This is a genomic window from Actinacidiphila guanduensis (genome assembly GCF_900103985.1).
GTDB classification, from domain to species: domain Bacteria; phylum Actinomycetota; class Actinomycetes; order Streptomycetales; family Streptomycetaceae; genus Actinacidiphila; species Actinacidiphila guanduensis.
Genome location: NZ_FNIE01000008.1, coordinates 197,773 through 221,885 on the forward strand (window position 1 = coordinate 197,773; position 24,113 = coordinate 221,885).

Annotated in this window: 14 protein-coding genes; 4 read left to right on the top strand and 10 right to left on the bottom strand. The window is 74.6% G+C overall.

Features of this window, described 5'->3' with window-relative positions:
• Positions 1-105: 105 nt before the first annotated feature.
• The 3 genes from BLR33_RS18905 to BLR33_RS18915 are packed head-to-tail and all read right to left on the bottom strand — an operon-like array spanning position 106 to position 4,366.
• A complete protein-coding gene (locus tag BLR33_RS18905) occupies positions 106-1,566 on the bottom strand; it encodes a cytochrome P450 (protein WP_093785693.1) in 1,461 nt (486 codons plus the stop codon).
• Positions 1,563-2,684: an alpha-hydroxy acid oxidase gene (locus tag BLR33_RS18910; protein WP_245771504.1), complete on the bottom strand. Its 1,122-nt coding sequence runs from the start codon at positions 2,682-2,684 to the stop codon at positions 1,563-1,565. The genes BLR33_RS18905 and BLR33_RS18910 overlap by 4 nt, the downstream gene beginning before the upstream one ends.
• A complete protein-coding gene (locus tag BLR33_RS18915) occupies positions 2,681-4,366 on the bottom strand; it encodes an NAD(P)-binding domain-containing protein (RefSeq protein ID WP_093785694.1) in 1,686 nt (561 codons plus the stop codon). The genes BLR33_RS18910 and BLR33_RS18915 overlap by 4 nt, the downstream gene beginning before the upstream one ends.
• Before the next feature lie 232 nt (positions 4,367-4,598).
• Here BLR33_RS18915 and BLR33_RS18920 point away from each other — a divergent pair, with 232 nt between their 5' ends.
• On the top strand, positions 4,599-6,185 hold the full coding sequence (locus BLR33_RS18920; RefSeq protein ID WP_245771506.1) for a class I adenylate-forming enzyme family protein: 1,587 nt from the start codon (positions 4,599-4,601) through the stop codon (positions 6,183-6,185).
• 106 nt (positions 6,186-6,291) lie between these two features.
• Here the strand turns inward: BLR33_RS18920 and BLR33_RS18925 are convergent, their stop codons facing one another.
• Positions 6,292-6,504: a ferredoxin gene (locus tag BLR33_RS18925; RefSeq protein WP_093785696.1), complete on the bottom strand. Its 213-nt coding sequence runs from the start codon at positions 6,502-6,504 to the stop codon at positions 6,292-6,294.
• Positions 6,505-6,536: 32 nt separating this feature from the next.
• Positions 6,537-7,745, bottom strand: coding sequence for a cytochrome P450 (locus BLR33_RS18930; protein WP_093785697.1), 1,209 nt, complete (start codon positions 7,743-7,745; stop codon positions 6,537-6,539).
• A gap of 665 nt (positions 7,746-8,410) precedes the next feature.
• On the opposite strand from BLR33_RS18930, the gene BLR33_RS18935 reads away from it, so the two are divergent.
• Positions 8,411-12,721: a carboxypeptidase regulatory-like domain-containing protein gene (locus BLR33_RS18935; protein ID WP_093785698.1), complete on the top strand. Its 4,311-nt coding sequence runs from the start codon at positions 8,411-8,413 to the stop codon at positions 12,719-12,721.
• 62 nt (positions 12,722-12,783) lie between these two features.
• Here BLR33_RS18935 and BLR33_RS18940 read toward each other — a convergent pair whose 3' ends face one another.
• Complete coding sequence (locus BLR33_RS18940) at positions 12,784-13,806, bottom strand: helix-turn-helix transcriptional regulator (protein ID WP_093785699.1); 1,023 nt, start codon at positions 13,804-13,806, stop codon at positions 12,784-12,786.
• Between the two features lie 223 nt (positions 13,807-14,029).
• Here BLR33_RS18940 and BLR33_RS18945 point away from each other — a divergent pair, with 223 nt between their 5' ends.
• Positions 14,030-16,636 carry a bifunctional FO biosynthesis protein CofGH gene (locus BLR33_RS18945; protein ID WP_093785700.1) on the top strand — a complete coding sequence of 869 codons (2,607 nt, stop codon included), beginning with the start codon at positions 14,030-14,032 and terminating at the stop codon, positions 16,634-16,636.
• A gap of 67 nt (positions 16,637-16,703) precedes the next feature.
• Here the strand turns inward: BLR33_RS18945 and BLR33_RS18950 are convergent, their stop codons facing one another.
• Genes BLR33_RS18950 through BLR33_RS18960 form a run of 3 tightly spaced genes read right to left on the bottom strand, consistent with a single transcriptional unit; the run spans position 16,704 to position 20,241 of the window.
• On the bottom strand, positions 16,704-17,060 hold the full coding sequence (locus BLR33_RS18950; RefSeq protein WP_093785701.1) for a UBP-type zinc finger domain-containing protein: 357 nt from the start codon (positions 17,058-17,060) through the stop codon (positions 16,704-16,706).
• Positions 17,057-18,568, bottom strand: coding sequence for an ATP-binding protein (locus tag BLR33_RS18955; protein ID WP_093785702.1), 1,512 nt, complete (start codon positions 18,566-18,568; stop codon positions 17,057-17,059). The genes BLR33_RS18950 and BLR33_RS18955 overlap by 4 nt, the downstream gene beginning before the upstream one ends.
• Positions 18,565-20,241 (bottom strand): FAD-dependent oxidoreductase, encoded by a 1,677-nt coding sequence (locus BLR33_RS18960; protein ID WP_093785703.1) that lies wholly within the window; start codon positions 20,239-20,241, stop codon positions 18,565-18,567. The genes BLR33_RS18955 and BLR33_RS18960 overlap by 4 nt, the downstream gene beginning before the upstream one ends.
• 126 nt (positions 20,242-20,367) lie before the next feature.
• Between BLR33_RS18960 and BLR33_RS18965 the strand changes: the two genes are divergently transcribed.
• Positions 20,368-20,763 (top strand): TOBE domain-containing protein, encoded by a 396-nt coding sequence (locus BLR33_RS18965; RefSeq protein ID WP_093785704.1) that lies wholly within the window; start codon positions 20,368-20,370, stop codon positions 20,761-20,763.
• A gap of 185 nt (positions 20,764-20,948) precedes the next feature.
• On the opposite strand, the gene BLR33_RS18970 is transcribed toward BLR33_RS18965, so the two are convergent.
• Positions 20,949-23,999 (bottom strand): helix-turn-helix transcriptional regulator, encoded by a 3,051-nt coding sequence (locus BLR33_RS18970; RefSeq protein WP_176930322.1) that lies wholly within the window; start codon positions 23,997-23,999, stop codon positions 20,949-20,951.
• Positions 24,000-24,113 lie beyond the last annotated feature (114 nt).

The following is a 24,113-nucleotide window of genomic DNA, read 5'->3' on the forward strand; positions in this document are numbered from 1 at the left end:
GAAGCGGCATGGGGGTTGTGGCGCTCCGGCCGGGGGCGGGCCCGGCGGTGCAGGTACGCGGTGGCGCCCGTGCACGGGTGGTGTCGGCGGTCCGGGATCGTGCGGTCAGTGCGGGTACGGGCAGCCGGACGGGCCAGCGGTGCGCGGGATCGTGGCGGGACCGGCCGCGCCGGCCGCCTGCTGGCCGGGCAGCGGGTTGCCCTGGGTGTCGTGGTGGGCGAAGTAGGTCTCGGCCATCCGCAGCCGGCGGGCGTCGGCCACCATCCAGGTGCCCAGGCCCAGTTGGAGCAGGCTGCGGCCGAGGTCCTCCCAGCGGTCGCGCACCCGCAGGAAGGCGAGCACGGCGGCCCTGCGGTGGGCCGGCAGCCGGTGGCCGCGGCGGACCAGCAGGCAGGGTGCCCGGTGCGGGATCGGCCGGGTGTGGGAGACCGAGGAGTGCAGGGTGAAGCGGGCCAGCACCTCGCGGGTGGCCGCGCGCATCACCACCGGCGAGAGCCGCCAGGCGGGGCACGGCCGGTTGGCCGCGACACCGAACGGGATGTGGTGCGCGTCCTTGGCCGAGATGCGGTCCCAGCGGCCGGGGTCGAAGACGTCCGGGTCCTCGTAACCGGTCGCGTGGTAGGCGGGATAGTCGAAGCACAGCACGGTGCCGGCCGGGTAGCGGACGTCGCCGCCGAGGTCGATGTCGGCACTGGTGATGCGGTGCGCGATGCCGAACAGCGGGTACATCCGCAGTGTCTCGTTGATGACGTTGCCCAGGTCGTGGTCGTCCTCCGGGTGCGCGGCCAGCCGCCGCTGGACGTCGGGGTGCTGGGCGAGCACCAGCAGCAGGTGGGCCATCGCCTCCGACATCTGCACCACCGCGGTGTTGAAGAAGGCGCCCTGCAGGTAGTGCGCCCGGTCGCGCGGGCCGGACAGCTCGGCGGGCAGCTCGTGCGGCAGGTCGCCGGCGGCGAGCCGGCGCAGCAGGTAGCGGGTCAGCCGGGCGCGCCTGCCCATGTGCCGCAGCCGGGTGTTCTTCAGCGAATTGACGACGTCCTCGGCGTTGCCCGTGATCAGCTCGCGCACCCCCGGCGGGCACGGCTCGTGGAAGACCAGGCCGTGGAAGAACTCCGCCCACACCGGCATCATCAGGTCCCGCAGCCGGACCAGTTCGACGTCGCCGGGCACCAGTTCGTCCAGCACCCGGGCGGCGCAGTCGGCGGCCGCCTTCGACAGCTGCGCGCTGCTGCCGGCCAGGATCGAGACGGTGGTACGGGCCACCGCGTCGTAGCGCGGCCCGGGTTCGAGGTGCTCCTGGTGGACCTCGGGGCCGGGGGAGAGCCAGTACCAGAACAGGTCGGACAGGCCCGCGCCCTTGCTGCGGCCGTCGGCTGCCGGATGGGCGTAGAGCTCGGCGAACTGCTCCGGGCCGACGGTCTCGTTGGGCACGATGACGCCCTCGGGGCCGTTGACGGCGGCGAACACCCGCACCCGCAGGCCCACCAGCGCCTTGGGCAGCCAGTAAGGGGTGGAGAGCACGAACGCGGCCGCGGCCGCCTGCCGCACGGTCTTTCCCACTGTCACCAGGACCCCGCCTCCCCGATTCCCGGCAGGCCGGCCGGCCCGCGCCGGACGACCTGGTCGCGGCCGAGGTCGCGCGGGCCGCCCGCGCCGCACAGCGCCAGCACGTGTGCGGTGTCCTCCAGCAGGTGGGCGAGCACCCGGGCCACCCCGTCCTCGCCCTCGGCGGCCAGTCCCCACAGCACCGGCCGGCCGACGCCGACCGCGGTGGCGCCCAGCGCGAGCGCGGTCACGGCGTCGGAGCCGGAGCGCACCCCGCCGTCGAGCAGCACCGGCACGTGCCCGGCGACCGCGTCGGCGACCCGCGGCAGTGCCTCCGCCGCGGCGGGTGCGGCGTCGAGTTGGCGGCCGCCGTGGTTGGAGACGACGATCCCGGCCACGCCCTCCTCGACCGCCCGGCGGGCGTCGGCGGGGTGCAGCACCCCCTTGAGCAGCACCGGCAGGCGGGTGGCGGCCTGCAGCCGGCGCAGGTCGGCCCAGCCCAGGGCGGGCGACATGGCGATGTCGCGGGTGCCGCCGGGCGGGGCGCCGGGCAGGCCGCGCATGTTCTCGGCGGCGTAGCCGGGCGGCAGGTCGTGGAAGCGGTTGCGGTCGTCGCGGGTGCGGCGGCCGAAGACGGGGGAGTCCGCGGTGACCACCAGGGCGGAGCAGCCGGCCTCCTCGGCCCGGCGCACCAGGGCCAGGGTGACCTCGCGCTCCGGCTGCAGGTAGAGCTGGAACCACACGGCCGCCGCGGGGTCCACGGCCCGGGCGGCCGCGGCCATCTCGCCGACGGTGGTGGTGGCTGCCATCGAGGCGGTCAGCACGGTGCCCGCGGCGGCGGCCGCTCGTGCGGTGGCCAACTCGCCGTCGCGGTGGGCGAGCCGGTGGAAGGCGGTGGGCGCGACCACGACGGGCTGCGTGCCCGGCGCCCCCGGCAGGTCCACGGCGGTGCGCGGCGGCCCGGCGGCGCGCAGCACCCGCGGCAGCAACGCGAGCCGGGCGAAGGCCCGTTCGTTCTCGGCCAGCGCCCGCTCGGTGCCGGCGCCGCCCTCGTAGAAGTCCAGGTGCACCGGGTCGAGCCGGGCCGCGGCCTTCTCGCGCAGTTCGGCGAGCAGGCCGCGGGCGGCGCCGCCGGTCACGACGCGCCGGGCGCGGCGGCCTCCGGCACGGCCGGCACCCGGTGCTCGGTGAGGAAGCGGACCAGTGGGGTGCGGTGGAACTCCTCGCTGTCCCACTCGTTCTCCAGGTTCTCGGTGATGTGGTGCTCGGCGAGTTGCTTGCCGTCCTGGAAGAGCCGCACCACCGGGTGCAGGTAGCGGCCGTCGATGCCGCCGGTGGACTGCTGGGAGACCCGGGTCACCGAGACGTCGAAGGGGTTCACCCGGTCGTGGTCGGCGCCGTACTCCAACGTGACCGTCAGGTAGCGGTCCACCTCGCCGAACCGGCCGTCGCCGACGGCCTGGTGGAGGTGGGCGACCGGGACCTCCTCGACGTAGCCGGCGGTGCCGTCCGGGCCGAGGAGCACCGCGTCGCCGAGGAAGCCGAACAGCTGCCACAGCGCCGAGGTGCGGTTGACCCGCGCGATCACCTCGTCGGCGACCGCGCCGGGTTCGGGGGCGAGGTCGCGGCGCGGCCAGGGCACGTCCTCGTAGCGCTGCTCCAGGATGCGGTGCAGGGCGCGCACGCCGTAGCGGAAGCCGTGGATGAACCCGCTGGTGGACTTCTTGAAGTCCAGCACCTGGGTGATGGTCCCCGCGAAGAAGAGGTCGGGAACATTGGGCGACTCCCACGCCTCGGTCTGCGCGGGGAAGCGGTCCTTGATCGTCAGTTCGGGGCGGCACTCCTCGGCGAAGATCGAGGCGTCGAACCGGAAACCGGTGGCAAGAATGACCCGGTCGTAGGGGATCTCCTTGACCACTTCCGCGACCCGGGAGAATTTGACCGCGACCAGGAATCCGCCGTTCTCGCCGGGGCCGTCCGCTTTTCTGATGTACTCGATGTCACCGTCCAGCAGTGCGTTCTGCGATTTCAGCTGGTAGGTGTCGAGAAAGTTGTTGTTCACTGCCCGCAGGTGGCCGACGAAGTGCGTCTGCCAGGCGAGTTTCAGCGATCCGGGACCGGCCACGTGAATGACCGCCGCGGTCTCGATCAGATTGTCCGCGGTCTCGAAAGCGGAGTTCCCGCGGCCCACGATCAGCACCCGCTTGCCGACGAACTCCGCCGGGTCGACGGACACGTCGTAGTAGTGCTCGGCCAGCTCCGCGCCCTTGATCGGCGGGGTGTACGGCCGGGTCACCCCGGTGGCGACGATCAGCCGGCGGGCGCGCAGCACGGTGCCGTCCGTGGTCTCGGCGACGAAGTCCCCGCGTGCGCCCGAGCCGGCCTCGGCGCCCTCGGGAGCGGGACGGCTGATGCGGGTGATGCGGGTGTTGTAGCGGATGCGCAGGCCGTGGGTGGCCGCGAAATCCGCCAGGTAGTCCACGATGGCGTCGGCGGGCGGGAAGTAGCGCGGGGTGACCGAGGTGAACAGGGGCGCGTGCTCCTCGGAGAGCAGCGAGTTCCAGTCGGTGCGCAGCCGCAGTTCGGGGTCGTCCCAGCCGGTGTGCACTTTGTTGATCGATATCAGTGTCCGGTGCCGGGGAAATCTCGTGAAGAACGTACCCGGAGCCTCGCCGGCCTCCACCACGAGATACTTCCTGCCTGCCCGCTCCAGGAAATACCCCGCCTGGAGTCCGGCGGGTCCCGCGCCTACTACCAAGTAGTCGAGCCGTTCTTCTCCGGACACGTGCCCTCCCGCTTCCGATAGGGATGCGGTCACCATAGTTGAGGTTTCAAAGAGTATTCCAGAGGGCATCGTGTGATCCATATCACACAGTTTTCCGAGGTTGGGAGGCGGGCGGTACGGATAACTTCGGCAGCAGTCCGCGCTGCCTTCCGGCGGGCCCGGTCACGGTAGGTGAGCGACGGCCCTCCGGTCATTTCCGCGCGGCCGAATACGATCGCCTGCCGACCGTTCGGAGCGAGGGGGCAAGATGAACAATCCGGCCGAATCGGTGTTTCCGCAGCCCCTGATCGACGCCTTCGCGCGCGACCCGGCGACCCCCGCGTTCGAGTTCCGGTCACAACCGGTGCCGCGCGGCGAGGTGCTGGAGCTGGTGCGGCGCTGCGTGCGGCGGCTGCGCGCGGCCGGACTCGGCCCCGGCAGCGGGGTGGCCATCGGCACCGCCGTCACCCCGCAGGGCTTCGCCGCCCAGATCGCCGCGCACCTGCTCGGCTGCCGCGTCACCGGGCTGCGTCCCGGCCTGACTCCGGGTCAGCTGCTGTACGTCATCAGTCAGGACACCGACGCCGTGCTCGCCGACGAGTCCACCACCACCGAGGCGCTCGCCTCCGCCGCCAAGGCCGCGGGCGCCGCCCTGGTCGACGTCGACCGCGACCTGGTCGAAGGGCCCGACCCCGAGGGCGCGCAGCCGCGCCCGGACGACCTGACCGCCCGCGCCCGCCCCGACGACTACGGCCTGGTCACCCTCACCAGCGGCAGCACCGGCCACCCCAAGCGCTGCGCCCAGACCTACCGGGCGCTGGCCGCCCACTGGTCCTGGCAGCCGGCCGCCCTGTGGAGCGAGCGGGCCCGCGAACTGGCCGACTGCTACCGGCGCTACCTCGTCTTCGGCACCCTCACCAGCGCGGTGATGCTGGAGCACCTGGCGCTGTGCCTGCTGTCCGGCGGCACCGCGGTGATCCCCGAACCGCCCGTCTCCTTCCCGCAGACCTGGGCCCGGCACCGGATCACCGCCTGCCTGTGCACGGTGCCGCGGCTGTACCAGGTGCTGGAGACGCTGCGGGAGGCCGAACAAGGCGGCGAGCCCGTCGACACCTCCAGCATGCGCGCGCTGCTCGTCGCCGGCTCACCGCTGCCCCCGCACCGGCTCGGTGAGGCCACCGACCGGCTCGGCCCGGTCGTCTTCCAGGGCTACGGCCAGACCGAGACCGGCATGCTCACCCTGCTCACCCCGCGCGACATCGCCGAACACCGCGGGCGGGTGCTGGACTCGGTGGGCAGCGTGATGCCGGGCGTGGACCTCAGCCTGCGCGACCCGGCCGGGAAGCCGGTCGCGGCCGGCACGCCCGGCGAGGTGTGGGTGCGCACCGGCGGCGCCATGTCCGGCTACCTGGGCGAGGAGGAGCAGACCCGCGAGGTGCTGCGGGACGGCTGGATACGCACCCGGGACCTGGCCACCCTGCGCGAGGACGGCTACCTGCGGCTGGTCGGCCGGGCCCGCGAGGTGATCTTCGTCAACGCGATCCTGCACTACGTGGGCGCGATCGAGGCGGCGCTCGCCGCCCATCCCGACGTGGACGAGGCGTATGTGGTGGGCGCCCCCGACGAGGCGACCGGCGAGGCCGCGCACGCCTTCGTCGTCCCCGCCCCCGGCCGCACCCCCGACCCGGAGGACCTGCGGGCGGCCGTGCTCGCCGAACTCGGCGAGGGCGCGCCGCCCGCCACCATCACCTTCATCACCGCCGTACCCGTCGCCCCCGGCGGCAAGCCGGACAAGGCGGCGCTGCGCGCCCGGGTCCCGGGCGGTGGCGGCGACGCGGAGCCGCCCGCGCCGGCGGGGGAGCCGGAGCGGGCGTGACGGGCCGCGCGGGCCGTGTCGCCGGGCCCGCGCGCCGAACGGGTCCGCGGGCCGTCCCGTCCCGCGGACCCGACCGACAGGGGAACGGCTCCCGTACGGCGGGCCGTTACTCCGCCCGCTCCTCGTCGCCGGCCAGCTCGATGGCCAGCGCCGGGCAGCCGGCCACCGCGTCGCGCACGTCGGCGAGCACCTCGGCGGGCGGTTCGGGGTCCAGCAGCACCACGATGCCGTCCTCGTCGCGCTGGTCGAAGACCGAGGGCGCGCTCAGGACGCACATGCCCGAGCCGCAGCACCGGTCCTGGTCGACATGCACCCGCATGGCGGGCTCCTTCCGTGGAGAGGTCCGGCCGGTCACCAGGCGACGGGCAGGCGGTGGACGCCGTAGACGAGCATGTCGTGGCGGAAGGGCAGCTCCTCGAACGGCACGGCCAGCCGCAGCCCGGGCAGGCGGCGCAGCAACGCGGGGATCGCGACCCGCAGTTCGAGGCGGGCCAGCGGCTGGCCCAGGCACTGGTGGACGCCGAAGCCGAAGGCCAGGTGGCGGCGCGAGCCGGGGCGGGCCAGGTCGAGTTCGTCCGCGCCGGGGAAGGCGTCCTCGTCGCGGTTGGCCTCGTTCAGCATGCACAGCACGCCCTCGCCGGCCCGGATCAGGGTGCCGCCGACCTCGACGTCCTCGGTGGCCACCCGCGCCACCCCGCCCTGCACGACGCTGAGGTAGCGCAGCAGCTCCTCCACCGCCGCCTCGGTCTCCTGCGGTCCGGCGGCCCGCATCCGGGCCAGCTCGCGCGGGTTCTGCAGCAGCGCGGCCACCGACAGGGCGGTCATGTTGGCCGTCGTCTCGTGGCCGGCGACCAGCAGCAGCCGGCCCATCGAGGCGATCTCGTCGTCGTCCAGCTCGCCCTCCTGCGCGAGCCGGCTGAGGATGCCGTCGTCGGGGTCGGCGCGCTTGGCGCGGGCGAGTTCGGCGAGGAAGTCCAGCAACTCCTTCTGGGCGCCGGTGACTTCCTGCGGGGACGCGTCCGAGCGCAGCATGGTGGAGCTGCACCGCTGGAAGAAGGCGTGCTCGGAGTAGGGCACGCCGAGCAGTACGCAGATCACCACCGAGGGCAGCGGCAGGGCGAACTCGGCCACCAGGTCGGCCTCGTGGCGCCCCTCGGTCATCGCGTCCAGCAACTCGCCGGCCAGCCGCTCCACCTGGGGGCGCAAGGTCTCCACCTTGCGGATCATGAAGTCGGCGGTGAGCATCCGGCGCAGCCGGGCGTGCTCGGGGTCGTCCATGCGGATGAAGGTGGGGTGATCGGTGGTCAGCGCCTTGCGGCCCTCGGTGAGGAAGGGGAATCCCGCCCTGCGGGCGTCGGCGCTGAACCGGCGGTCGCGCAGCACGGTCCTGATGTCCTCGTGCCGGGTGAGCATCCAGCTCTCGGTGCCGTCCCACAGCCGGACCCGGGCCACCGGGTGCTCGTGGCGGGCCTGTCCGTAGGCGGGCGGCGGATCGAACGGACAGCCGCCGCGGGCTGCGGGAACGTCGAGTAGGGGGGTGGGCGATCCGGTTGCGGGCATGGCGGACTCCTCCTCCGGTCAGAAGCGGATACGGGTGAGGTGGTCGAGGCGTGCGGGACCCATGAGGTAGCTGCCCCCAGCACTAGATGCTTGAAGCAACTAACTCAGCTGTCACGGTAGTTCACACTCCGTGCCGCCGAAAGGGCGCCTGCGGCCGGAAGCGGAATCTGGCCCGAACCCGCCGCCCGCTCCCGCGGACCGCCCCCTGCCGCCGCGGGCGCGGCCCCGCACGGACGATGACTTTCCGCCGCGGCCGGTGCCGGTGGGCCCGGGCCGCACCGGACTTCGCACCGCCGCCCGGGGAACTGCCGCCGTCCGCCCGCGCGTTCGGCAGCGCGGCCGGGTGCGCGGTCCAGGTGCCGCGCGGGCGCCGCCCAGTCGCGCCCCCACGCGGCCGCGGCATGATCAGGCGACCGTCGTGCCACGGGCGGGCGCCGGGGGCGTGAACCCGACACGGCGGTAAGCCGCCAGCCGTGCGCGTTGACCCGGGCCGAGCCGCCTGGGGATCTTGAGTCCACCGCGTCCGTTCCCCACCGATGACGGCCGCGGGCCGGCACTCTTGACACCCCTGGAGATGTCCCTTGCCCGTCATACCCCCGCCCGGCCCGAACCCGTATGGGAGCGCTCCCCGGCACAGACCCCGGCTCCGGTCCCGCGCCGCCGCCGTGACCCGGCCCGCGGCCCGCCGGCCCCGGCCCCCCGCCCGCCGCGCCCTGGCCGCGGCCGCCACCGTGCTGCTGGCCTGCCTCGCCCTGCTGCTCCCGCAGAACGCCTGGGCCGCCCCCGCCGGGGTCACCGGTACCGGCGCCGCGACCAAGGCCGGCACCAACTCCGCGGCCGCCGAACCGCTGTGCGGCACGCCCAAGCCGGGCGCCTTCTCCTGCTTCTCCTTCCGCCGCACCGACGTCCGCAGGGCGCTCGGCCTGCAGCGCGACAGCGCGGGCGCCGCCGCGGCGCCCGACGGCCTCTCCCCGGCCGACCTGCGCTCGGCCTACGGACTGCCCGCCGACGGCGGCGCCGGTGCCACGATCGCGATCGTCGACGCCTACGACGACCCGACCGCCGAAGCCGACCTCGCCGTCTACCGCCAGCAGTACGGCCTGCCGGCCTGCACCGCCGCCTCCGGCTGCTTCCGCAAGACCGACGAGCACGGCGGCGCCCAGCTGCCCGCGCCCGACGAGGGCTGGGCCGGCGAGATCTCCCTCGACCTCGACATGGTCTCCGCCGTCGCCCCGCAGGCGCACATCCTGCTGGTGGAGGCGGACGGCACGAGCATGGACGACCTCGGCACCGCCGTGGACACCGCGGTCTCGCTCGGCGCGAAGTACGTCTCCAACTCCTACGGCGCCTACATCGACGACCCGGGCGAACCCGCCGCGGACCAGGCGTACTTCGACCACCCCGGCACCGCCGTGGTGTTCGCCTCCGGCGACGACGGCTACGGGATCAGCTATCCGGCCTCCTCGCCGTACGTGACCTCCGTGGGCGGCACCTCGCTGACCCGCGACAGCAGCACGCGCGGCTGGAACGAGACGGTGTGGAACTCGGTGGTCACCGACTCCACCGGGGCCCCGCACTGGGGCGCCCCCGCCTCCGGCTGCTCCGCGGTGGAGGCCAAGCCCGCCTTCCAGACCGACTCCGGCTGCCCCGGGCGCACCGTCGCCGACGTCAGCGCGGTCGCCGACCCGGCCACCGGTGTCGCGGTCTACAACAGCTTCTCCGACGGCGGCTGGAACGTCTACGGCGGCACCAGCGCCTCGGCCCCGATCATCACCGGCACCTACGCGCTGGCCGGCACCCCGGTCGCGGGCACGTACCCCAACTCCTACCCGTACCAGACGCCTTCGGCGCTCAACGACGTGACCACCGGCGACGACGCCTCCTGCGCGGACGCCTCGCTGTGCGGCTTCGGCAGCACCCCGCAGTGCGACCCGCTCTACCTGTGCGCGGCCCAGCCCGGCTACGACGGGCCGAGCGGCCTCGGCACGCCCGACGGCACCGCGGCCTTCAAGCCCGGCCCGCACGCCGACGTGCACGGCACCGTCACCGACGCCGACACCGGCAAGCCCATCGCCGGGGCCGCCGTCGATGTCGGCGACTACCACGCGACCAGCGCCGCCGACGGCACCTACCGGCTGACCATCCCGGCCGGCGACTACCCGGCCACGGCGGGCGCGTTCGGCTACGCCGACAAGGACCTCGGCACCCTCGACCTGCCCGACGGCACCGACCTCACCGAGGACATCGCGCTGACCGCGGTGCCCTCCGAGCAGGTCTCCGGCACCGTGCGGGACAGCGCCCACTCCTGGGGCGTCTACGCCCGGATCACCCTGGACGGCGTGCCCGGCCAGACCTTCACCGACCCGGCCACCGGCGCCTACCGCGTCACCGTGCCGCTCAACCGCGACTACACCGTGCACGTCACCCCGCTGGTGCCCGGCTACCAGGCGGCCACCCGGCAGGTGTCGGTGGGCGCCAAGCCGCTGACCGGGGTGGACGTGGTGCCGCAGCTGAACACCTCCGGCACCCTGCCGGCCGGCTACGAGATCACCTACCACGGCGGCGAGCAGCAGCACTTCGACTCCGCCGCCGCCCCGGCCGGCTGGACGGTGAAGAACAACACCCCGGCCGGCGGCTGGCAGTTCGACGACCCGCTCAACCGCGGCAACCAGACCGGCGGTTCCGGCCGGTTCGCCATCGTCGACGACTTCGCCGACGGCTGGGCCCCGGTGGACACCGAACTGCTCAGCCCCGCCTACGACTTCAGCGCCGAGAAGACACCCGAGCTGGACTTCGACAGCGCCCTGCCGTCGCTGTACCGGCTGGGCGACGCCACCGCCGACGTGGACGTGAGCACCGACGGCGGCACCACGTGGACCACCGTCTGGCACCACGAGGACGTGGTGCCAGGGCCCGACCACGAGTCCGTGCCGCTGACCGCCTACGCGGGCGACCGCTCGGTGCGGGTCCGCTTCCACTTCACCGGCAGCCTGACCGGCATCTGGGAGCTGGACGACGTCGCCGTCGGCACCCGCACCCTGACCGCCCTGCACGGCGGCCTGCTGGTCGGCCGCGTCACCGACGCCAACACCGGATCGGGCGTGCCGGGGGCCACCGTCGCCTCCGACGCCCAGCCCGCCGACAGCGCCAAGGCCGTCGTCTCGCCCGGCGACCCCGCGGTCGGTGACGGCGTCTACTGGCTGTACTCCTCGGCCACCGGCAAGCAGTCCTTCACCGCCGGGCTGCCCGCCTTCGGCTACCCGGCGGTCTCGGCGAAGGTGAAGGTGACGGCCGACCAGGCGGTCGCCGCCGACTTCGCCCTGCACCCGGCGAAGCTCGCCACCGACCAGTCCTCGGTGGCCGCCTCGGTCGCCTGGGGCGACAGCAGGACGGTCAGCCTCTCGCTGCGGAACACCGGCGGCTCGCCCGTCACGTTCTCCCTCGGCGAGCAGGACCTCGGCCCGGCCGCCACCTCCGCCGGCGCGCCCGCCGTCACCGCGCCCACCGCCATCACCCCGCTGACGGCCGCCCCCGGCACGGCCGGCACGGCCGCCCGCAAGCCGGCGGCCACCCCGCAGGGGCCGACCGCCGACCTCACCCGGCGGGCCGCGCCCGCCACCGCCGCCCAGGGCTGGCAGTCGCTCGCCGACCTGCCCGCGGGCTCCTACGGCGGCGTCGCCGCCGTCCAGGACGGCGTGCTCTACGAAGGGCTCGGCGCCACCGCCGACGGCAACTGGACCACGGACTTCCGGTCATACGACCAGGCCACCGGCACCTGGCACCAGCTCGCCTCCCCGGTCACCAAGCGCTTCGCACCCGCCTACGGCTTCATCCGCGGGAAGCTCTACGTCACCGGCGGCCGCGACGAGGCGGGCAACGGCATCCGCGGCGGCGAGGTCTACGACCCGGCGAGCAACACCTGGTCGCAGATCGCCGACGCCCCCCTGGGCTACGGCGGTTCGTCCTTCGGTGTCGCCGCCGACCGGCTCTACGTCATCGGCGGCTGCACCTTCGCCATCGGCTGCGGCACCACCGACGTCCAGGTCTACGACCCGGCCACCGACACCTGGTCGACCGGCAGCCCGTACCCGGAGCCGATCTCGTACTCCGCGTGCGGCACGGTGGAGTCGGTGCTCACCTGCGCCGGCGGCTCCTACGCGCCGATGGACGGCACCTCGGTGGACACCCCGCACACCTACCGGCTGGACGCCGCCACCGGCACCTGGCACCGCGCCGCCGACGCGCCCACCGACTTCTGGGGCGCGGCCGGCACCAGCGCGGACGGCCGGCTGCTCGTGGCCGGCGGCGCGTCGCTGAGCACCGGCACGGTCAGCGGCCAGACCTACGCCTACGACCCGGGCTCCGACACCTGGAGTCCGCAGGCCGGGCTGCCGCAGCCGACCCTGCTCGCCGACGCCGCCCCGGGCTGGTACCTGCTCGGCGGCGAGGGCGCCGACGGCAGCGTGCTCACCAGCGCCCTCCAACTGCCCGGCTGGGACGCGCCGCACGCGGACGTGCCCTGGCTGTCGGAGAGCGCGAAGACCCTGACCCTCAAGGGCGGGGCGTCCACCACCGTCAAGGTGACCCTGGACGCCTCCGCGATGGGCGCCGCCGACCTCGGCGACCACCGCGCCGCCCTCGTCGTGGACAGCGACACCCCGTACGCGTCGCTGACGGTGCCGCTGACCATGACGGTCACCGCGCCGCCCGGCTGGGGCGAGCTGTCCGGCACGGTCACCGGCGCCACCGCGAACGGCCAGGTGCCGCTGCCGGGCGCGGTGGTGGAGGTCGACTCCAAGAACGGCGGCACGGCCCTGACCACGGGCGCCGACGGCGGGTACCGGCTGTGGCGGCCGGTCTCCGACGGCAAGCTGACGATCGTGGTGGCGGCCGGCGGCTACCGGCCGGCGACCCGCACGGTCAAGCTCGTCAAGGCCGGCACGGTCACCGCGGACTTCGCGCTGACCGCGCTGTAGCCGCGGGGAACGGCCCATCAGGGGCCGCGGGGCCGGGCACCACCCGGTTCCGCGGCCCCGCCTCACACCCGCTCGCCCGGCGCCTGCGACCGGGGCCGGGGTGTCGGCCGCCACCAGCCCCGGTCGGCCGCCAGCACCCCCGCCTGGAACCGGCTGCCCGCACCCAGCCGCACCAGCAGCGCCTGCACCCGCCGCTGCACCGTCCGCAGCCCGATCCCCAACTGCCGGGCGATGGCGTCGTCCGACAGCCCCAGTGCCAGCAGCGACAGGATGCGCCGCTCGTCCTCCGTCGGCCCGTCCTCACCCGCGACCGCCGCCCCCAGGCCGTCCGGGACGTAGGGCTGCGCCTGCTGCCACAGCGTCTCGAAGAGCGCCGACAGCGCGTCGAGCAGCGCCGAAGGGCGCACCAGAATGCACGAGTCGAGCACCTGAGGGGTCGCCACCAGCGGGATCAGCCCGGCCTGGCCGTCTGCCATGATGATCTTCATCGGCGCCCGGGGCAGGATGCGCACCTCCTCGCCGTAGGCCATGTCCCGCTCGATCCGGCCGATCGTGCCCGGCAGCGTCAGGTTGTCCCGCCCGTAGATGAAGCGGCTGCGCACCCCGCGCGAGGCCATGTTCGCACTGGAGTTCACCGACGAGCCGTCGCCGGCCTGCGCGTACGGCGGCGCGTCGATGCCGCGCACCTCCCGCTCGGCGCCCGCGAACAACTGCTGCCCGCACCGCGCCACCGCCTCCGGCCCGGTGATCACCTCGATCAGCGCGGCCGCGTCCTGCCCGATCCGGCCCTTGCGGTGCTTCTCGCCCAGCCACTGGGTCAGCGCCCGCACCCGCCGGATGTCCCGCTCGCGCGCCAGCAGCAGCACCTCGATCGCGTGCTCGGGCGGCAGCACCGTCCACCGCGCGGGCTCCCCGGTCAACCGCGACACCAGCCCGCCGTCCTCCAGACGGGTGAGCGCGCCCTTGAGGATGTCCGCCTCCAGGCCGGTCCGCCCCACCAGTTCGTCCAGGCCCAGCGCCGATCCGTCGAGCAGCGCGAAGTAGGCCGCCTCCTGCCCGTGGTCGAGCCCGAGTACCTCCAGCACCGTCCCAACTCCCCTCTCCGGCCGCCCCGCTCCCGCCCGCCCCGCGACGACAATCCTGCCCCGCCCGCGTCACGGCGGGGCAACCGGTTCCGTTTCGGCCGCCCGCGGCCCGGCCGGCGCCGCCCGGTCCCGCCCGGCCCGGTCCGCCGCCGCGGGGCCCGGTCGTTACGACCCGACCCCTGCCGCCCTCCGAGGTGTTGTTGCGTATGCATATGCTCGAAGGATGACGACGCGAGTCCCCCCGGTACCTGAAGAGCCCGCCCCGCGGCCCACCGCCACGGGGATGCGCCGCGCCCTGCACCGCGCCGAGGAAGGTGTCGCCCTGGACACCGCCGAGGCCGCCGTGCTGCTCCAGGCGCGCGGCGCGGACCTGGCCCGGCTGTCCGCGGTGGCCGGCCGGGTCCGCGACGCGGGCCTGGCGGCGGCCGGCCGGCCCGGCGTCATCACCTACTCCCGCAAGGTCTTCATCCCGCTCACCCGGCTGTGCCGCGACCGCTGCCACTACTGCACCTTCGTCACCGTCCCCGGCCGGCTGCGCCGGGACGGCCACGGCATGTTCCTCTCGCCCGACGAAGTCCTCGACATCGCCCGCCGCGGCGCCGAACTGGGCTGCAAGGAAGCCCTGTTCACCCTCGGCGACCGCCCCGAGGACCGCTGGCCCGAGGCCCGCGAGTGGCTCGACGCCCACGGCTACGACGACACCCTCGCCTACGTGCGCGCCATGTCGGTGCGGGTCCTGGAGGAGACCGGCCTGCTGCCGCACCTCAACCCCGGCGTCCTGAGCTGGACCGACCTGCAGCGCCTCAAGCCCGTCGCCCCCTCCATGGGCATGATGCTGGAGACCACCGCCACCCGGCTGTGGTCCGAGCCCGGCGGCCCCCACCACGGCTCGCCCGACAAGGAGCCCGCGGTGCGCCTGCGGGTGCTGGAGGACGCCGGCCGCTCCAACGTGCCCTTCACCACCGGCATCCTCATCGGCATCGGCGAGACCTACGAGGAGCGCGCCGACGCGCTGTTCGCCATCCGCCGCGCCCAGCGCCGCTACCACGGCATCCAGGAAGTCATCGTGCAGAACTTCCGGGCCAAGCCGGACACCGCGATGCGTGCCATGCCCGACGCCGAACTGGAGGAGCTGGCCGCCGCGATCGCCGTCGCCCGCCTCGTCCTCGGCCCGTCCGCCCGCATCCAGGCCCCGCCCAACCTGGTGGACGGCGAGTACGACCGCTTCGTCGCCGCCGGCATCGACGACTGGGGCGGGGTCTCCCCGCTCACCCCCGACCACGTCAACCCCGAGCGGCCCTGGCCGCAGATCGAGGAACTGGCCGCCCGCACCGCGGAGTCCGGCTTCACCCTGCGCGAACGCCTCACCGTCTACCCGGAGTTCGTCCGCCGCGGCGAGCCCTGGCTGGACCCGCGGCTGCTGCCGCACGTGACCGCGCTGGCCGACCCGGCCACCGGCCTCGCCCGCGAGGACGCCGAGGTGCGCGGCCGCCCCTGGCAGGAGCCCGAGGACTCCCTGCCGGCCGCCGCCGGCCGCACCGACCTGCACCGCACCATCGACACCGAGGGCCGCACCGGCGACCGCCGCGACGACTTCGACGACGTCTACGGCGACTGGGACGCCCTGCGCGAGCAGGCCGCCCCCGGCCTGGTGCCCGACCGGGTGGACGCCGACGTCCGGCAGGCGCTGAGCACCGCCGCCGACGACCCCACCCGCCTCACCGACGCCCAGGCCCTCGCCCTGCTGCACGCCGACGGCCCCGCCCTGGACGCGCTGTGCCGCATCGCCGACGACCTGCGCCGCGACACCGTCGGCGACGACGTGACCTACATCGTCACCCGCAACATCAACTTCACCAACGTCTGCTACACCGGCTGCCGGTTCTGCGCCTTCGCCCAGCGCCGCTCCGACGCCGACGCCTACACCCTGTCCCTGGGCCAGGTCGCCGACCGGGCCGAACAGGCCTGGCAGGTCGGCGCGGTGGAGGTCTGCATGCAGGGCGGCATCCACCCCGACCTGCCCGGCACCGCCTACTTCGACATCGCCCGCGCGGTCAAGGCCCGCGTGCCCGGCATGCACGTCCACGCCTTCTCACCCATGGAGGTCGTCAACGGCGCGACCCGCACCGGCATGTCGATCCGCGACTGGCTCACCGCCGCCAAGGAGGCGGGCCTGGACACCATCCCCGGCACCGCCGCCGAGATCCTCGACGACGAGGTGCGCTGGGTCCTCACCAAGGGCAAACTCCCGGCCGCCACCTGGGTCGAGGTGGTCAGCACCGCCCACGAGCTGGGCATCCGCTCCTCGTCCACGATGATGTACGGGCACGTGGACCAGCCGCATCATTGGCTCGGCCACCTGCGGCTGCTCGCCGAGATCCAGCAGCGCACCGGCGGCTTCACCGAGTTCGTCACGCTGCCCTTCATCCACACCAACGCGCCGGTCTACCTGGCCGGCATCGCCCGCCCGGGCCCCACCCTGCGGGACAACCGGGCGGTGACCGCCATGGCCCGGCTGCTGCTGCACCCGCACATCACCAACATCCAGACCAGCTGGGTGAAGCTGGGCACCGAGGGCGCCGCCGAGATGCTGCGCTCGGGCGCCAACGACCTGGGCGGCACCCTGATGGAGGAGACCATCTCCCGGATGGCCGGCTCCTCCTACGGCTCCTACCGCTCGGTGCGCGACCTGGTCGCCATCGCCGAGGCCGCCGGCCGCCCGGCCCGCCCGCGCACCACGCTCTACGGCGAGGTGCCCCAGGAGCGCGTCGAAGCCGCGCTCGCCTCGGACGGGCACCTGCCGGAGCTGCTGCCGGTGCTGGAGGACTGACCGGCCACGGGCCGCCCGTGCCGCGCCGGGTCAGTTGGACCCGGCGCGGCCGTCGGTCCGGCGGCCGTCAGTTCAGGTGGGCGCGCCAGTCGCCCGGCACCCGCCCGGCCGGGCCGGGCGCCGGCTGATCGGCGGGGTGGCTGAGCGGCGGCGCCAGCTCCGGGCCGTCCTCGACGTACTCGTTGGTGGCGTAGTTCCAGAACCAGCTCTCGCCCGGCTCGTAGGAGCGGATCACCTGGTGGCCGGTGGCCGCCGCGTGCGCGCTCGCGTGCTGGGCGGGCGAGGAGTCACAGCAGCCGACGTGGCCGCAGGTGGCGCAGCGACGCAGGTGGAACCACCAGCCGCCGCCCTCGTCGCACTCCGAGCAGCCGGTGCCGCTGGGCGGCACGGCGGGGTCGATGTGCGGGCTGCCGTGCGTGGTCATGCGGATGCCTCCTCGCTCGCGGTCTGCGGCCTTGTCCCGGCCTGCCCGTCCGCCACGGCTCGCGCGGCGCCCTCGCCCTGCTCCGGCTGGGGCGCGGTCAGCGGCAGGTACACCCGGAAGCGCGTGTCGCCCGGCTCGGACTCCACCTCCAGGTCGCCGTGGTGCTTGTTCACCACGATCCGCCAGGAGATGTCCAGGCCGAGCCCGGTGCCCTGGCCCACCGGCTTGGTGGTGAAGAACGGCTCGAAGATCCGCCGCCGGATCTCCGGCGGCACCCCCGGGCCGGTGTCCTGGAACTCCACCACCAGCCTGCCGTGCTCGCGCCGGGTCCGCACGGTGAGCGTGCCCGAGCCGTCCATCGCGGCCACCGCGTTGTCCACCAGGTTGGTCCACACCTGGTTGAGCTCCCCGGGGAAGCCCGGGACGGGCGGCAGCGCCGGGTCGAACTCCTTGACCACCCTGATCCCGTCGCCGATCTTGCCGGCGAGCATCTGCAAGGTGCTGTCGAGCAGTTCGTGCACGTCGATCACCTGGTAGGGCGCCCGGTCCAGCTGGCTGTACTGCCGGGCGGCGTTCACCAGACCCGAGATGCGGCTGGTGGAGTCCTCGATCTCGTTCATCAGCAGCTCGGTCTCCACGGTGTAGTTCAGCCACCGCACCGCGCTCTCCAGCAGCGAGCCGTCCACCGCGGCCGCCACCTGGTCCAGCCACTCCTCGTCCAGACCGGCCTGCACGAACGCCGGCGCCAGGTCCCAGCCGCCGCCGATGCCGTGCGCCTCCATCCAGTCCGCGACCGCGTCCTCCCGGTCGGAGGCGTCCATCGGGCTGAGCTGCTCGGCCTTGGCCACCTTCTCCGCGGCCCGCTCCTGCACCGCCACCAGCGCGTTGAGGTCCGCCTGCCGGTAGGAGCCGCCGGCCAGGATCTTCAGCTTGTGCCGCATCCCGGCCACCCGCTCGCGCAGCGAGGAGGTCGCCCGCAGCGCCGCGGCCGCCGGGTTGTTCAGCTCGTGGGTGAGCCCGGCCGACAGCGAGCCCAGCGCCAGCAGCCGCTCGCGCTGGCTGATCGCCTGCTGGATCGTCTTGTTGCCGAAGAACAGCCCCTCCAGCAGGTGCACCGCCATCGGGAACCAGTCGCTGACGATCCGCGCGAAGTCGTCGGCGGCCAGCACGAAGAACCGCGAACGCTCGGTGACCCGCATCGAGTTGGGGTACAGCTGCGGCACCCGGTCGCCCAGGTACGCCTGGAAGGCGCCGGAGTAGACCCCGCGCTGCGAGGTGCGGTTGACCTCGACGTTGTCGGTGCCGACCCGCCGGGAGGTCACCACCGTGCCCTCCAGCAGCACGTAGAAGCAGGTGGCGGGCTCGCCCTCGCTGAACACCGGGCCGGGCTCCACCGTCTCCGTCCGGCCGATCCGGCACAGCTCGTCCAGCTGCTCGGGGGCGAGCTTCTCGAACAGGAAGAGGGTGCGCAGCTCCTGCGGGTCGCAGATCTCGGGGTTCGCGGTCACAGCCCCTCCAGGTAGCGGTGCACGAGCATCACGGCCATGGCGCCCTCGCCGACGGCCGACGCCACGCGCTTGGCGGACTCCGAGCGCACGTCGCCGGCGGCGAACACGCCCGGCACGCTGGTCTCCAGGTGGTACGGCAGCCGGTCCGGCTCCCAGCCGAGCGGCGGGCGCCCCGCGTCGTCCAGCAGGTCGGGGCCGGTCACCACGAAGCCGTGCCCGTCGCGCCGCACCACCCCGTCCAGCCAGTCGGTGCGCGGGGCGGCGCCGATGAAGACGAACATCCGCTGGGCTTCGACCAGTTCGGTGCGGCCCGAGGTGTCCTGCAGGGTCAGGCCCTCCAGGTGGTCCTCGCCGTGCACGCCGGCCACCCGGGTCCCGGTGCGCACCGTGATGGTGGGGATGTCGGCGATCTGCTGGATCAGGTAGTGCGACATCGACGCCTCCAGCGAGGCCCCGCGCACCAGCAGCGTCACCGACTTGGCGTGCCGGGACAGGTACACCGCCGCCTGGCCGGCGGAGTTGGCGCCGCCGACGATGAAGACGTCCTGGCCCTCGCAGCCGTCCGCCTCGGTGAGCGCCGAGCCGTAGTAGACGCCGCGACCGGTGAGCTCGTCCAGGCCCGGCAGGTCGAGCTGCCGGTAGGCGACGCCGGTGGTGAGGATGACGCTGTGCGCGGAGACCGCGGTGCCGTCGGCGAACCGCACCGTGCGCGAGGGGCCGCCGACCTCCAGGGCCGTCGCCTCGCACGCCGTGAGCAGTTCGGCGCCGAACCGGGTGGCCTGCCGGCGGGCCCGGTCGGTGAGCTGGGCGCCGGAGACGCCGTCGGGGAAGCCGAGGTAGTTCTCGATCCGGGCGCTCTGGCCGGCCTGCCCGCCGGTCGCGGTGCGCTCCACCAGCACCGTGCGCAGCCCCTCGGAGGCCCCGTAGACGGCCGCGCCCAGACCGGCCGGGCCGCCGCCGATCACCACCAGGTCGTAGAACTCCTCGGCCGGCGTGGTGGACAGGCCCACCTGCGCGGCCAGGTCCTGGTCGGTGGGCTCCAGCAGCACCTCGCCGCCGGGAGCGATCACCAGCGGCAGCCGCAGCCCGTCGCAGCCGGCCGCCGTCAGCAGCCGCTTGCCCTCGGCCTGGTCCGACAGGTACCAGCGGTAGGGCACCTGGTTGCGGGCGAGGAACTCGCGCACCCCCGAGGAGCGCGCCGACCAGCGGTGCCCGACGACCTTGGTCTCCGGCACCGGCTTGTGGTCCGAGCGCAGCCACGCCTCCAGCAGGTCATCCACCACCGGGTAGAGCTTCTCCTCCGGCGGGTCCCACGGCTTGAGCAGGTAGTGGTCGAGGTCCACCACGTTGATCGCGTCGATCGCCGCGCCGGTGTCGGCGTAGGCGGTGAGCAGCACCCGGCGGGCGCCCGGGTGGATGTCCATGGCCCGCTCCAGGAACTCCACGCCGGTCATGTTGGGCATCCGGTAGTCGGCCAGGATCACCGCGACCAGGTCCCCGCGCAGCTTCATCTCGCGCAGCGCCTCCAGCCCGTCCGCGCCGGACTCGGCGCGCACGATGCGGTAGCGCTCGCCGTAGCGGCGCCGCAGGTCGCGGGCGACCGCCCGGGAGACCCCCGGATCGTCGTCGACAGTCAGGAGCGCGGCGCGGCGCGTGCCGTCCGGCTCGGTCATGGGCATCCCCGTCCCCGTCGTCCACATGTTCGGCTGCTTTCGCGGTTTCAGCGTACTGGCCCCGCCGCGCGGCCGCGCCCCGAAGCGTCACCGGGCGGACCGGCGCGGGAGCCGTAGGGTGAGGCCATGCAGTCCTACACGATCGGGCAGGCCGCGCGCCTGCTGGGGGTGAGCCCGGACACCGCCCGCCGGTGGGCGGACGCGGGCCGGGTCGCCACGCACCGTGACGAGGCGGGCCGGCGGCTCATCGAGGGTCGCGACCTCGCCGCCTTCTCCGTGGAACTCGCGCGGAGCGGCGACGGCGAGCAGGACGCCCCGTACACCAGCGTCCGCAACTCCTTCCCGGGCATCGTGACGGCCGTCAAGCTCGGCGACGTGGCCGCGCAGGTCGAGATCCAGGCGGGCCCGCACCGCCTGGTCTCCCTGGTCACCCGCGAGGCCGTGGAGGAGCTGGGCCTGGAGGTGGGCGCCGAGGCAGTGGCGAGGGTGAAGTCGACAAGCGTCCACATCGACCGGGTGTAGCCCCCGCATGAAGGGTTCCCATCGGGGTGCCCGTGAGCAGGAACCAGCGGGAGGTCGAAAAGCCCTGGAGCCGAAGGGCGCGTCGCTGTCGAAAGGGAGAACACGCGGAGGTTTCCGAGGTACGAGGAAACCGAGCATGATCGACCGTCGACAGTGACTCCAGCGCCCGGAGGCGGAGGGGCGTCTCAAAAAAAGGCAGGCAGCTCGGCGCGGCGGGAGACGTGGAGTTTGCGGTAGACGCGGGTCAGGTGCTGTTCGACGGTGCTGACCGTGACGAAGAGGCGGCGGCTGATCTGCCGGTTGGTGTGGCCGCGGGCGGCGAGTTCGGCGACCCGGCGCTCGGCCTCGCTGAGGAGGCCGGTCAGTTCGGCGGGGCGGGCGGCGGGGGCCGCCGGGTCGGCGGCCGGCGGCAGGAACCGTTCGGTCAGACCGGTCGCCTGGGCCAGCCGCAGGAGTTGGCGTTCGCGGGGGGCCGCGGCCGCGGTGTCGCCGAGGGCGCGGTGGGCGGCGACGAGGTCGGCGAGGGCGAGCACCACCTCGCCGAGGTCGCCCGTCCTGCGCAGCAGCGCGACCGACTCCCGCAGGAGCGGCGGCCGCTCCTCCGCCGGGAGGGTCGCGGCCAGCACCCGCAGGGAGATCCCCCGTACCCGCGGCGCCGCTGCCGAGGGCAGCGCCAGTTGCTCCTCCACCAGCGCGCGGGCCTTTTCCGGCTCGCCCAGCAGCAGCCGGGCCCGGGCGCTGGCGCTGCGCCAGGGGACGAGCACGGGGGAGTCGATCGCCCAGGCGGTCACCAGCTCGCCGCAGGTGCGGAAGTCGGCGAGCGCGGCCTGGGCGCTGCCCACGGCGAGCAGGTGGTGGCCGCGCGCGTGCAGGTGGGCCAGCCCCCAGGGGGTGCGGTACATGCTCTCGGGCACGAACTGCTCGAGCACCGCGGCGGCCTGCTCGTGCCGCCCCAGCAGGGTGCGCGCGGACACCAGCACCGACAGCGGGAGGCCCACGTGCACGCCCCAGTCGTGCGGGGTGAGCAGTTCCAGTGAGCGAGCTGCTAGCCGCTCGGCCTCCAGGGGCCGTCCGCTGCGCAGTACCGCGGCCGCCCGCACGGCGGTGAACCGGGCCTGCCAGGCCGCCGCCTGCCGGTCCGCCGCCTGCTCGGCGAGGCCGCGGCACCACAGCTCGGCGCGGTCGGGCCGGTCGGCGAACATCAGCACGTGCAGGGCAGAGGTCAGCGCGGTCACGGTGTCGTCTGCGGGTACGTGCTCGGCGAGCACCCGCTCGGCCCGCGCCACCACCTCCTCGCCGGGCCCCTCGCGCAGCACCGTCGCGAGCGCGGCAGCGGTCTGCAGCACCGCACGGGTCTGCTCGTCCATCCGCCCGCCGGCACCCTCGGGGCCGGCGTCGGCGGTGGTGGCGAGGCTCCGCAGCAGGCCGGTGCGGAAGCGCCCGTCCGGGGACGCGGGGCGCCGAGCGGATTCGGCGTCCCCGGCAGCGCGGTCGGTGCCGCTGCCGTCCGTATCGGCGGTGCCGGTGTCGGTGTCGGCGGTGCCCGGGTCCGGGTCCGTCAGGACGTCCGTCCCGGCCGCCCCGTCCGTACGGTCGCCCGCGCCCGCCCGTACGGACTCCTGCGCGCCGCCGGGTATCGGCCCCGGGGGGTTGCCCGCCGGGGTGAGCCACGGGGCGTGCAGGCGCAGGTCGGCGGCCGCGGCGGAGGCGTCGGCGTCGGTGGCGAGGAGCCAGCGGTAGGTGGTCTGGGCCTCGGTGTTGCGGCCGTGCCACAGCAGGCAGCGCACCAGCTCCGGGGCGTACCGGGGCTCGAGGAGGCCGGCGAAGAGGTCCTGCTGGAGCGGGGCGAGGTGCCAGGCCGCGGCCGAGGGCTGGTCGCGCCACCGCAGGCGGGTGAGGGCCATGGTCAGGCCGGCCCGCCGGGCCGGGTCGGCGCAGTTGCGCAGCGCGGCCTCCAGGCACTCGCGGGCGACGTCGGGGCGGTCGGCGGCGAGCGCGCGGTCGGCGGCCTGCTGCAGCGCCTCCACGGTCCATTCTTCCTCGACTCGCCCGGCGCCCACCAGGTGGCGGGCGACCTCGGCCGCGGGCCGTCCGGCCTCGTGCAGCAGCCGCGCGGCGGCCAGGTGCAGCCGGGTGCGCTGCTCGACCACGAGCGAGTCCAGCACCACCGTGTGGATCACCGGGTGCCGGAACCAGCCGCCGGCCAGGGCGCCCGAGGAGCTGAGGGCGAAGAGCCCGTGCCGCACCTGGGCGGCGTCGAGGCCGGTCATCCGGGTGAGCAAGGGGGCCGGCAGGGTGTGCGGCGCGGCGAGGCTCTCGCAGCCGCGGCCGAGAACGGCCAGCGCGCGGGCGACGCCCACGGTGACCCGGTCCCAGCGGAACAGGCAGGCGAACACCGCCTGCCGGAAGGACTCCCCGGCCACCGGCTCGTCGGCGAACGCCTCCGCGTCGGGGACCTGCCGGAGGGCGCCGCCGCCGGTGCCCGCGCTGCCCGTACCATCCGGGCGGCCGGCCAGGAACGGGCTGACCGTACCGCCCGAACTCCCCGTCCCGGTCGCGCTGTCGGCCAGCAGCCCGCCGAGCAGCAGGGGGTTGCCGCCGGATATGGCGTGGTAGGCCGCGGCCGCGGATTCGGACGCCTTGCCCGACAGCGCCGCCCGTACCTCGGCGTAGGAGAGCGGCGGCACCGTCAGCCGGTGGCAGTCCGGCCGGTCCAGCAACTCCGCGGGGAACGCCGGGGGTTCGCCGCCCGGCTGCGAGCGCTCGACGAGCACGGCTGTCAACCGGGTGGCGGGCGGGGTGCGCAGGAGGGCGAGCAGCACCTCCAGGGAGGCGGGGTCCACGTGCCTGAGGTCGTCCACGCAGAGCAGCAATGGGGCGTCCGCCGCGGCCTCGGTCATCAAGTCGCCCAGTGCTCGGGCGAGTTCGGCGGGACCGGCCGGTTCGGGCTCGGCCAGGAGGGCTGCGGCGTGCCGGCGGGCGGTCGCCGGGAGGGCCGGGGAGAGGACGAGCCGGGACAGCAGGTCGAAGGGGACGGCGGGCCGGTCGGGTGAGCCGGCGGCAGCCAGCACCACGGTCCCCTGCCCCGCCGCCTGCTCGGCGAACGCCTCCAGCAGGAGCGTCTTGCCGCTCGCGGCGGCGCCGTCGAGCAGGACGATCTGCGGCCGTCCGCGTCTGCTGCTGTCGTGGAGTTCTCTCAGACGCGCCGTCTCACCACGGCGCTCAAAAAACGCCATACACCATCGCCCCCGTGCGAAAGCATTCACCGTTGGGGTGAAACTTATCACCCCGTGGGGAAAGTCCGCCGATAGTCGCTGCCGTCCGCAGGTGTATCCGGCGCGGGTGGAAGG

Bases quoted from the DNA above. Each gene is read 5' to 3' on its own strand.
- BLR33_RS18915 (WP_093785694.1), bottom strand. From the start codon at position 4,366: ATGGTGACCGCATCCCTATCGGAAGCGGGAGGGCACGTGTCCGGAGAA.
- BLR33_RS18925 (WP_093785696.1), bottom strand. From the start codon at position 6,504: ATGCGGGTGCATGTCGACCAGGACCGGTGCTGCGGCTCGGGCATGTGC.
- BLR33_RS18930 (WP_093785697.1), bottom strand. From the start codon at position 7,745: ATGCCCGCAACCGGATCGCCCACCCCCCTACTCGACGTTCCCGCAGCC.
- BLR33_RS18945 (WP_093785700.1), top strand. From the start codon at position 14,030: ATGACGACGCGAGTCCCCCCGGTACCTGAAGAGCCCGCCCCGCGGCCC.
- BLR33_RS18950 (WP_093785701.1), bottom strand. From the start codon at position 17,060: ATGACCACGCACGGCAGCCCGCACATCGACCCCGCCGTGCCGCCCAGC.
- BLR33_RS18960 (WP_093785703.1), bottom strand. From the start codon at position 20,241: ATGACCGAGCCGGACGGCACGCGCCGCGCCGCGCTCCTGACTGTCGAC.
- BLR33_RS18965 (WP_093785704.1), top strand. From the start codon at position 20,368: ATGCAGTCCTACACGATCGGGCAGGCCGCGCGCCTGCTGGGGGTGAGC.
- BLR33_RS18970 (WP_176930322.1), bottom strand. From the start codon at position 23,999: ATGGCGTTTTTTGAGCGCCGTGGTGAGACGGCGCGTCTGAGAGAACTC.